The following is a 10000-nucleotide window of genomic DNA, read 5'->3' on the forward strand; positions in this document are numbered from 1 at the left end:
GCCATTGAGGCGGCGGCCAAGGTGGTGCAGCCACCGCCCGGCGAGGGGCAAAACAAAATCTAACTCATTAAGTTTCTAGCAGAAACCATAATGAGTTAGTGCATGAATTTGACGGCGACGATCCCCAGCACGATCACGGCCACACCGGCGATGGCCACCAGATTGATGCGCTTTTCGATCAGTTCGCGCGCCTGCGGGCCAAAGCGCTTGAGCAGGAAGGCCGTCAGATAAAACCGCGCGCCGCGGGTGATGACGCAGCAGATGAAGAAAATCGCCAGATTGAGCTGACCCATGCCCGACGCAATGGTGACCAGCTTGAACGGAATCGGCGTCAGGCCCTTGATCAGGATGGCCCAGGCGCCCCATTCCTGAATAATGGCGTGAAAGCTGTCGAGATTGCCCGAATAGCCGAACAGGCCCAGAATTTTGAGCCCGATATCGGCCAGATAATAGCCGATGGCATAGCCGAACAGCCCGCCCAGCACAGACGCCACGGTACAGATAAAGGCGAGACGATAGGCCTTTTCCGGCTTGGCCAGCGCCATCGGTGCCAGCATCACATCGGGCGGAATGGGAAAGAAAGAGCTTTCGGCAAACGAAATCGCGGCCAGAACTTTTTCAGCATTGGGACGGGCCGCCTGTTTCAGGGTCCAGTCGTAAAGCGGGCGCAGCAAGGGATAAATCCGTAACTAGAAGATATTCCTGCCGCCATAACAGCTTGCACGGGGCTTGTCGCCTCACACCCTGTTGCGGCGCGAAATAAATAAAGAGCGTGCTCCCTGCGCCGCTACCGTGTCGAAAACAAGGCCATCGCGCATTAGTCCGGGTTTATGACGAATTAAAAAATTCTCATTTGTATTTATGACATTAAAACGGCAATAGCAGAGTTACCTTTTGAGAGGATATCCGATGCCCTATAGCAAGCTGTCGCTCGATAATTACCTGCCTTATCGCCTGTCTGTGGCCTCCAACGCGGTATCGGGGCTGATTTCGACGGCCTATGACAGCCTCTATGGTCTGAAGATTCCGGAATGGCGGTTGATCTGGGTACTGAACGAAGACGGCCCCTCGACCCAGCAGGCGCTGGTCAAGCGCACCGGCATGGACAAGGTGACCATTTCGCGCGCCGCTCAGGCCCTGGCCAAGCGCCGCCTGATCACCCGCGCCCCCCATGAACACGATGGCCGTTCGCACCACCTCATCCTGACGCCGGAAGGCCAGCGCCTGTTCAACGACGTCGCCCCGTCGGCGGTGGAGTTTGAAAAGGAAGTGCTGGCCAATCTCAGCGTCGAAGAGATCGAGCTGATGAAGGACCTGTTGCGCCGCATCGAAGACGCCGCCACGAAGACTCAGGGCCGCAGCGCACGGTGAAAGGGTTTGAACCACAGATGACACAGATTTCACAGATAGGCGCTACGCGCCTGTGCGTGTGACACCAAACACGGGTAATCTGTGCAATCTGTGAAATCTGTGGTTTCTAAAGCCGAACGATTCCATCAAAACCATTCCGCTTCATAACGAACGCACAGGGCTCATCCTTTCGGGGGTGAGCCCTTTTTGCAGCGACAGTGTGAATTCGATCTACCCCGCTGGTGCAAAGCGTGGCAATCTGTTAACCCTTTGGCACGTTAACCACTTTGGGGGAGGTTTTCAGGGTTCATGCGCTACACCGGGGACGATTACGCCACGCCGCCGGACGGCTTTTATGACCCCAGCCTGTGGGATACCTTGGTGCGCCTGTGGTACAGCGGCGGCCTGTTGTGGATGATCGGCATTGGCTTCTGCGTGCTGATGCTCATTGCGGGCCTGATCGTTGGGGCCCGTCGCCGGACGGGGCTGCCGCCGGCGCTCAATCGCAATGTCGATGCGCTGGGGGCGGTGATCGGTGACGCCGTGCGCGGTTCGGCGGCCAATGTGCGCGATAAATCAAACGCCGCCATCGACGCCAATCAGGAAATTTTCGGCAATACGACCGAACTGATGGACCTGATCGGCAAGCATTACGCCGCGCTCAACAAAGCCAACAGCGCCGTCAAGGAGGTCGAGCCGGACAAGAAGCCGGAGGCGGCCAAGGGGGGCGTGAGTGGCATGTCGGGTGGCACGGTCATCAATATCGCTGTCAATAATGGTCAGCCGGGTGTGGCGGAATCGGGGGCGACAGCAGGTGCCGTGGCCGCGGTCGGTGGTGAGGTGGTGGGCCTGCCCAAGGCCGAAGAGAAAAAAGCTCCCAAGCCGGGTTTTGATACCACCACAAAAGTCTGGCTGACGCTGCAAAAACTGGCCGCGCCGTGGCGGGATATCGGTCTGATGCGTGAGCACTATGCGGCGGTGTTCCGGCAATTGACGACGGCGGAATGGCGCGACCCGCGCACCCTCTATGGGGCGGGTGAGCCCGGCGGCGAGGCGGCCCGTCCGAGGTGGCAGAGATGAGGTATTCAGACGCGCCTGAGGATTTCGGCGATCCCTTCGGGGAAGGCCCGCGCGCGGTGGCGACCATCGTGCTCGATGGTCATACGCTGATGCTTTTGCTGGGTTTTCTGATCGCGGGTGTGGTGCTGTTTGCCCTGACCGTATGGCTGTCGGGACAGTTATCAAAGGCCGGGCAGCAGGCGCGTTATCGTGCCTCGGCGAAGGCGATCTACGACAGTGTACGCTACAGCCTGCATCTGGCGGTCAGCGCGTCAGGGGCCTTGCAGCTTGAGCGGGCGCGCGAATTGTCAGCCGTGATCGAGGCCAAGCTGGGGACGCTGCTGGCGCTGAAAGACAAGTCGGGTAAGCCTTTCGACGACCTCAAAAAAGCCCTGTCCGAGCCGGAGCCCGATCCGGATAACCCCAAGAAAGACCCTCCGGCCAAGGTCAAGGTCGATATGACTACGGACGAGCATCGGGTGGCCGTGTGGCGCGCCTTGCAGGACTTTCACGAGGCGTGGAAGGATGAGGCGCATATCCTCAACCTGCTGGAAGGGGCGCAGGCCGAACTGGGGCGCAAGAGCGTGACCTCGGCCTTCTTCCATAGCCGGGGTCTGATTGACCCGCGCCATCCGTGGGGCGGCGCGCCGACGCCGAAAACGCCCCGACCGGAAAAGAAAAAGGCGAAGACGCGCCAGCCGGACGAGCTGGTCGTGGTCACGGTGGCGGAAACGACGCCCATCGGCCCGGACGACCTGCCGCCGCCCGCGCCGCGCCCGACCAAGGGCAAGCTGGCCAAGCACAAGCGCAACATGCTGGCTTAGACTCTCGTAAGTAGTTCCGGTTCAGCAATTCTATCCCCCTGCGTGTGGCGGGGGGAAACCGGTCTGCCGAAGGCAGAACCGGAGGGGGGGCTGAGAATTTTCAAAGGCCACAGGGCTTGTGGGCTAGAGCAAAATGACTTTAGGTAGAAACGCCATTTCGTTCTAAATTTTTGTTTCGTCGCGATGTTTTTGCGGAAAACCGCTCACACTTTTCCGCACATCGCTTTAAGGCGTAAGCCCCCACCACCGCATCTCGCCATTTCATGGCTCGTGCGGTCCCCCTCCCCAGCAAGCTGGGGAGGTATAAGAAAGAGGCGGTCCCAACGCTGGCGAAAGCTATACTTTCGCTGCGCTATGCCCCAGCAAGCTGGGGAGGTACAGAACAGAAAAACCGCCGGAGTTTGAAACTCCGGCGGTTTTTTTCTGCTCCAACAATCGGGTGCAGGGCCTGTGGCCCTGCTATCGCGCGAACTTCTGGAACTTGATGCGCTTGGGGATCAGGCTGTCGGTGCCCAGGCGGCGCTTCTTGTCTTCTTCGTACATTTCGAAGTTGCCTTCGAACCATTCCACGTGGCTGTCGCCTTCGAAGGCGAGGATGTGGGTGGCCAGACGGTCGAGGAACCAGCGGTCGTGGCTGATGACCACGGCGCAGCCTGCGAAGTCTTCGAGGGCCTCTTCGAGGGCCTGAAGCGTTTCGATATCGAGGTCGTTGGTCGGTTCGTCGAGCAGGATGACGTTACCGCCGGACGCCAGCGTCTTGGCAAGGTGGACGCGGTTGCGCTCACCACCGGACAGCAGGCCGACCTTCTTTTGCTGATCGCCGCCCTTGAAGTTGAAGCCGCCGACATAGGCGCGTGAATTGATTTCGCGCTTGCCGACGATCATCACGTCGGTGCCGCCGGAAATGGCCTGCCAGACATTGTGATCGGGGTTGAGGTCGTCGCGCGACTGATCGACATAGGCGAGCTTGACGGTTTCCCCCAGCTTGATCGTGCCGGCATCGGGCTTTTCCTGACCGGTGATCAGCTTGAACAGGGTGGACTTACCGGCACCGTTCGGGCCGATGACGCCGACAATGCCATTGGGCGGCAGTTTGAACGACAAATCCTTGAACAGCACCTTGTCGCCGAATTCCTTTTCGAGGCCGTTGACCTCGATGACCACGTTGCCGAGGCGCGGGCCGGGCGGGATCTGGATGGTGGCATAGGTCTGGGCCTTGGTGGCGTGTTCCTGTTCCTCGACCATGCGCTCATAGGCGGCGAGGCGGGCCTTCGACTTGGCCTGACGGGCCTTGGCACCGGAACGCACCCATTCCAGTTCGCGGGTGAGCGCGCGCTGACGCGCTTCGGATTCGGACTGCTCCTGCACGACGCGCTTTTGCTTCTGCTCCAGCCAGCCGGAATAGTTGCCCTCATAGGGCACGCCCTTGCCGCGGTCGAGTTCCAGCGTCCACTTGGTCACCTGATCTAGGAAGTAACGGTCGTGGGTGACGAGGATGACGCAGCCGGGGAAGTTTTCGAGGTGGTGCTGAAGCCAGGCGACCGATTCCGCATCGAGGTGGTTGGTCGGTTCGTCGAGCAGCAGCATGTCGGGCTTGGACAGCAGCAGGCGGGCCAGCGCCACGCGGCGCTTTTCACCCCCCGACAGCTTGGTCACGCCGGAATCGTTCGGCGGGCAGCGCAGGGCGTCCATGGCCATTTCGATGCGGCTGTCGATGTCCCACAGGTCACCGGCGTCGATCTTCTCCTGAAGGGCGTTCATCTCCTCCATCAGTTCGTCGCTATATTCTTCGCCCATCAGGGCAGCGACTTCGTTGAAGCGATCGACGATCTTCTTTTCTTCGCACCAGTCGATGACGTTTTCCCAGACGGTCTTCGTCTCGTCCAGCTTGGGCTCCTGCTCCAGATAGCCCATCTTGGTGCCTTCGGCGGCGCGCGCCTCGCCCGAAAATTCCTTGTCGATGCCGGCCATGATCTTCAGCAGGGTGGACTTACCCGAACCGTTGACACCGACGACGCCGATCTTGGCGTCCGAATAGAAGCTGAGCCAGATGTTTTCAAAGACCTTCTTACCGCCGGGGTAATGCTTGGTCAGGCCCTGCATCTGGAAAATATATTGTTGCGCCATGCGAGGAGGCACCCTTTGTTTCACATGTATGGAATGGTGCGGCGGGTTTAGCCGAGGGGGGGCAAAATCACAACCTGAAAATAGGGTTCAGGGCCCCAGGGGTGGGGTGGGATTAAACCCCGAACACGGCCTGCATCAGGTCTTCGAGCGCCACGCGGTCGGTGTCGTCAAACGCGCCATAGCTTTCCGAATCGACGTCGAACACGGCGATCAGTTCGCCTCTGGCGTTGAATACCGGCACGACGATTTCGGAGTTGGAGCGCGAGTCACAGGCAATATGCCCCGGAAAGGCGTGCACGTCCGCCACCACCTGTGTGGTGCGTTCGCGCGCTGCCGCGCCGCACACACCGCGCCTGAAATCAATGCGCAGACAGCCGAGCGTGCCCTGATAGGGGCCGACCACCAGTTCATCTATGCCCTGCGCTTTTTTGGTTTCATCGACGACATAGAAGCCGGTCCAGAACCAGGTCTCAAAGGCCTGAGCGCCCAGACAGGCCACGGTTGCCATGCGCGCCACCTGATTGGGCTCAGAATCGAGCACCGACAGAATCTCTTTTTTAAGCGACTGATAGATTTCTTGTTTCTGTGACACGGTAAGCATGACGGACCTGTGCGGGGTGAATTTCGCCTTATGGGCGAAATCATAAGGGGCGGATATGGATTTTGTCTCCGGGGCAGGGAAAAGTGTCCCGGAACGGGCGGCTCTTAACACTTTTCTCTGGCCAAGGCGCGGAAATTAACGCTATCATTAGGGCGTTATACGGGGGTTGACGTACCGCTCAGGGGCTGGGTTTTTCCATCTGGGTTTCGTCAGGGTCCGCGACAATCCGGCAACGCTTTGCCGGTATCGCAAATGGACCGGATGGGGGCGCTTGACAGGTCGCACGATCCCTAACACAAGATTTGTTAACCATAATTTTGCCGGCATTCATGTCGGGGCGATGCGTGATGTCAATTAGCGAAGACATGAGGTGCAACGGCGCCGGTGATAAGACCGCCCGTCGTACCGGCCGGAAGCTGATGAGCCGCGTGCCGTTCCGCGCCGCGGCGGCGGTGATGCTGACGGCGGCGCTCAGCCTGCCTTTGACGGCCTGCGATGTGTCGGTGGACTGGCTGGGCGGCGGCGGCGACGGGCCGCGTGGCGTCAGCGGCTGTCCGCGTCCGCCCATGGCCGATAATGGCGGGGCTGGCTTCAATGAGCAGGAGCGGGCGGTTCGCTATTTCCGCAAGCACGCCTTTGCCAACGACTTCTTCTCGCAACTTGAACTGGCCAGCCGCTATATGGCCGAACGTGCCACGGACAAGAACCTCGAAGACCCGACCGAGGCGTCGGTGTGGCTGGTCATGGCCCTGACCAATCCCGAAGGGTTCGCGCCGATCAACCGCACGCTCAAAAACGGTCAGATGGCCTCGCGCTTTGACAAGTGCCGGGCGGTGGAACGCTCCGTTGCCTATCGCAAGCTGGAGACGCTTCTGGCGCGCATGGACAATTCCGAGCGCGATAAGGTGCGCGACCGCGTCATCTATATTCAGGCGCAACTGGGGGCGGATGGCTTCCGCACGCTCGGTCGCCTGTATGACGATCAGTACGGTCCGATGGGTGAGCCCGTTGATAACCGCGAAGCGGTGCGCGCCATGATGCGCAATCCGGTCGATGGCCGCCCCAACGTCATCAGCCTGTTCCCGCGCAACGACGTCGATGCTTACCTTTATAACTATAAGGCGGCGGAAACCGGCGATGTCGGTGCCTATGTGATGCTGAAGGACTTTGAAAAGTCCGCCCCCGAACGCAGCCGTTACGGGGCCTTTGTCGAGGCCAAGGCCAAGCGCTGGGTGTCGCCGTTTGAATTCTACCCGCCCGACGCGCCCGCCGGGGGGGTGCCGCATTCGGACGAGAGCCGTCCGCGCACCGACGCTTACGAATACGCCCTGTCGCGCATGGATGAGCTGCCGTTTATCCATGTGTGGCGCGCGCTGGTCTATCTCGATCTGGCGCAGGGATCAGCACCGGTTCAGCGCGTCAGCGGCGGAGCGGACAGCGACGACAATCCGGGTCAGGAACGCTACCCCGTCGGGCCCAATGATGCCGACATCGCTCAGGTTTCGGGCGGTTCGCGTCCGACCGAGGCCGTGTATTCGGCGGGCCGCGTGCCGCCGCAGACCCTGTCGGCCCTGCGCGCCATACTGGGCCGCCCCGACGGGTCGCGCATGACCAATCTGGATAAGGTACGCGCCATTCAGCTGGCGGCGACCAATGGCTCGTCGCAGGCGCAGCTTGTGCTGGCGGTCATGTATTCCGAAGGGGTGGGGGTGCCGACCGACTATGCCCGCGCCTACTACTGGTATCAGCAGGCCGAAAAGCAGGGCTCGGCCGAGGCGCGCTTTGCCATGTCCACCTATTTCGCCTTGGGCCTGAGCGGCGTCGCCGATCAGGATAAGGCGCAGGCCGTTGTGTTGCGTCTCGACTCGGCGCTGGCCGGGTTCCGTCCGTCGGCTTCGCGTCTGCAGGCCGTGCTCAACCAGATTTCGACCAATCCGGGGCGGTGAGGGAAATGACCATGCGCTCAGTTGTTACCTTTGCCGCTCACCTCGCCTTTGTTGTGGCCGCCCTGTTCGGCGGCGTGTCCGCGGCCTCGGCCCAGACGCAGACCAGCTATGGCGCCAGCTACAGCAACGGCTATAATGCGGCGCGCACCGAGGCCCTGACCCGGCCGTGCTTCGGCGTCCTGCTGGATGCGCAGCTCAAGACCTGCCACGGCAAGTCCTACAAGCCTCATAACCGCTACGGCTATTATGGCTCGAAGTGGAGTGCGACCATCAATTGCGATACGGCGCGTCAGGCCTATGTCGAAGACGTGGTGCGCCGGATGCGCCCCGGCGGCGTGCTCAAACTGGTGGCGCGCAACCGCTCCTGCGTCGCCAGTCTGATGATCAATCAATCCTTGACGATTGTCGGCGAAAGCAGCGACTCACGTCTGCCGGTGCTGGTGGCTCCCGATGGCGAATCCTGCCTGCGCATCAATCCGCAGGCCAGCAAGGTGATACTGAAAAACATGCTGATCGCCTCGCGTCGCGGCGGGCAGTCGGCCTGTATCTACAGCTCCGGTTCGGAACTGACGCTGCAAAATTCGACCGTGCGTTATGAGGGCGACTCCGCTGCGGTGCACGTGTCCGGCGGGCGTCTCAACCTGTTGTCGTCCTTTGTGGTGGCCAAAACGCGCACGGTCGCCGTCGCCGTCAATTCGGCGCAGCTCTATGCCGAACAGGCGGGCGTGACCTCGACGGCAGGTGGTCTCTATGCGGTGCTCAGCGGCGATTCGCAGATGACCGGCGTGACGGTGCAGCAACTGGCCGACTGGCGCGGGTTTGAACGCGGTGCCGGGGCGGTGGGCATGGAGGTCAAGCTCGATTCCGGCGACTCCATCCTGTCTATGGACGATATGCGCATCGAATTCTTCGCTTCGGCCCTGAGCCTGTCCGGCGGCGGCGAAGCCCTGCTGTCGCGCTCGCTGATCGACTTCTCGGAACATGGTGTGACCTCCAGCCTCAACCGTCTGCGCGTCATCGACAACAAGATTCTGTCGAACGAAATCGCCATCAATATTGAGGACGGTACGGGCTTCATCGGGGGCAACCAGATCGCCCGGATTCGCACGGCGGGCATACTGGCCTCCTCGCGCGGCGAAATCCGTGCCGTGGACAATCTGATCGACCCGTCAAACGAGCCGTGCCCGAAGCTGCAATGGGGCAATCTCGACCCGGCGCAACGCACCTGCACGCCGTGGTATAAGGGGTCTGAGTTCGATATCCCGGCCGACGCGACGCGCCAGTACATGTTTGCCGACTACTGGCCGCGTCTGCTGGTCGCCTCGAAATAGGCTTCACCGGATTATTACCAAATTTTAACCCGGACTCCGGCGGGCGGACTCGACAGGTCAGCGAAAGCGCGGTCTAACAACGCTTCCTTTCTGTTGTAACCAACGGGTTTCCGATGAAGTCTCGTCTCCTTGCTACGGCTGGTCTGGCCGCCGCGCTTCTTTTCCCTGCGCTTTCCGTTCAGGCGCAGGACAAGCAACCTTTCACCTATGACGACCTCGTGTCGATGCAGCGTCTGTCGGGGCTGACGGTGAACAAGGCGGAAACCCACGCGGCGTTTCAGGTGCGCACGCTGAACGCCGAAAAGACCAAGGGCGTCAATGCCCTGTGGCTAACAGACCTCAAGACCGGCACCTCAAGGCCGCTGACCACCGCGTCGAAGGGCGGGGCCCTGTCGCCGCAATGGGGCTCCGATGGCGCGCTGTACTTCCTTTCGGCGCGATCGGGTTCGATGCAGGTGTGGAAGACCGATCTCAACGACGCCGAAGCGGTGCAGGTGACCAAACTGCCGCTCGATGTCGGGTCGTACAAGCTGTCGCCGGACGGTAAGGGGCTGGTCCTGTCGCTGGCGATCGAGGAGGCGTGCCAGACCGAAGAGATTGAGTGTACGCTAAAGGTGCAGGCCGAAAAGAAGGCCGACAAATCCACCGGCGTCATTTATGACCGCCTGTTCGTGCGCCACTGGGACACCTGGGCCGACGGGACGCGCAACCACCTGTTTTACGTGCCGCTGAGCGGCGGCGCGGCCGTGTCGCTGACGGCCG

Annotated in this window: 8 protein-coding genes and 1 pseudogene; 6 read left to right on the top strand and 3 right to left on the bottom strand. The window is 61.0% G+C overall.

Annotated features, from left to right (window positions below; translation table 11 throughout):
• Nucleotides 1–95 precede the first annotated feature (95 nt).
• Nucleotides 96–674: a YqaA family protein gene (locus LDL37_RS08135; protein ID WP_290796531.1), complete on the bottom strand. Its 579-nt coding sequence runs from the start codon at nucleotides 672–674 to the stop codon at nucleotides 96–98.
• Nucleotides 675–909: 235 nt separating this feature from the next.
• Here LDL37_RS08135 and LDL37_RS08140 point away from each other — a divergent pair, with 235 nt between their 5' ends.
• The 3 genes from LDL37_RS08140 (at nucleotide 910) to LDL37_RS08150 (ending at nucleotide 3233) form a co-directional block, all read left to right on the top strand.
• Entirely contained in the window at nucleotides 910–1371 is a 462-nt protein-coding gene (locus LDL37_RS08140; protein WP_290796534.1) for a MarR family winged helix-turn-helix transcriptional regulator, read from the top strand.
• Between the two features lie 288 nt (nucleotides 1372–1659).
• Nucleotides 1660–2430, top strand: a complete 771-nt coding sequence (locus tag LDL37_RS08145) for a hypothetical protein (RefSeq protein ID WP_290796537.1) — start codon at nucleotides 1660–1662, stop codon at nucleotides 2428–2430.
• On the top strand, nucleotides 2427–3233 hold the full coding sequence (locus LDL37_RS08150) for a hypothetical protein (protein ID WP_290796540.1): 807 nt from the start codon (nucleotides 2427–2429) through the stop codon (nucleotides 3231–3233). Before LDL37_RS08145 ends, LDL37_RS08150 begins: the two co-directional genes overlap by 4 nt.
• A 459-nt stretch (nucleotides 3234–3692) precedes the next feature.
• Here the strand turns inward: LDL37_RS08150 and ettA are convergent, their stop codons facing one another.
• Both ettA and LDL37_RS08160 read right to left on the bottom strand, forming a co-directional pair.
• The gene (gene ettA, locus LDL37_RS08155; protein ID WP_290796542.1) at nucleotides 3693–5360 is read right to left on the bottom strand and encodes an energy-dependent translational throttle protein EttA; all 1668 of its coding nucleotides are present in this window, start codon (nucleotides 5358–5360) and stop codon (nucleotides 3693–3695) included.
• 112 nt (nucleotides 5361–5472) lie between these two features.
• On the bottom strand, nucleotides 5473–5961 hold the full coding sequence (locus LDL37_RS08160; RefSeq protein ID WP_290796545.1) for a GAF domain-containing protein: 489 nt from the start codon (nucleotides 5959–5961) through the stop codon (nucleotides 5473–5475).
• Between the two features lie 347 nt (nucleotides 5962–6308).
• Here LDL37_RS08160 and LDL37_RS08165 point away from each other — a divergent pair, with 347 nt between their 5' ends.
• The 3 genes and pseudogenes from LDL37_RS08165 to LDL37_RS08175 form a co-directional block, all read left to right on the top strand.
• A complete protein-coding gene (locus LDL37_RS08165; RefSeq protein WP_290796548.1) occupies nucleotides 6309–7907 on the top strand; it encodes a tetratricopeptide repeat protein in 1599 nt (532 codons plus the stop codon).
• A gap of 11 nt (nucleotides 7908–7918) precedes the next feature.
• Nucleotides 7919–9238, top strand: a complete 1320-nt coding sequence (locus LDL37_RS08170; protein WP_290796551.1) for a hypothetical protein — start codon at nucleotides 7919–7921, stop codon at nucleotides 9236–9238.
• Between the two features lie 113 nt (nucleotides 9239–9351).
• Nucleotides 9352–10000, top strand: a pseudogene (locus LDL37_RS08175) (S9 family peptidase); the annotation flags it as partial.

Origin of the sequence: Asticcacaulis sp. (assembly GCF_020217185.1) — a bacterium.
Taxonomy (GTDB): Bacteria; Pseudomonadota; Alphaproteobacteria; order Caulobacterales; family Caulobacteraceae; genus Asticcacaulis.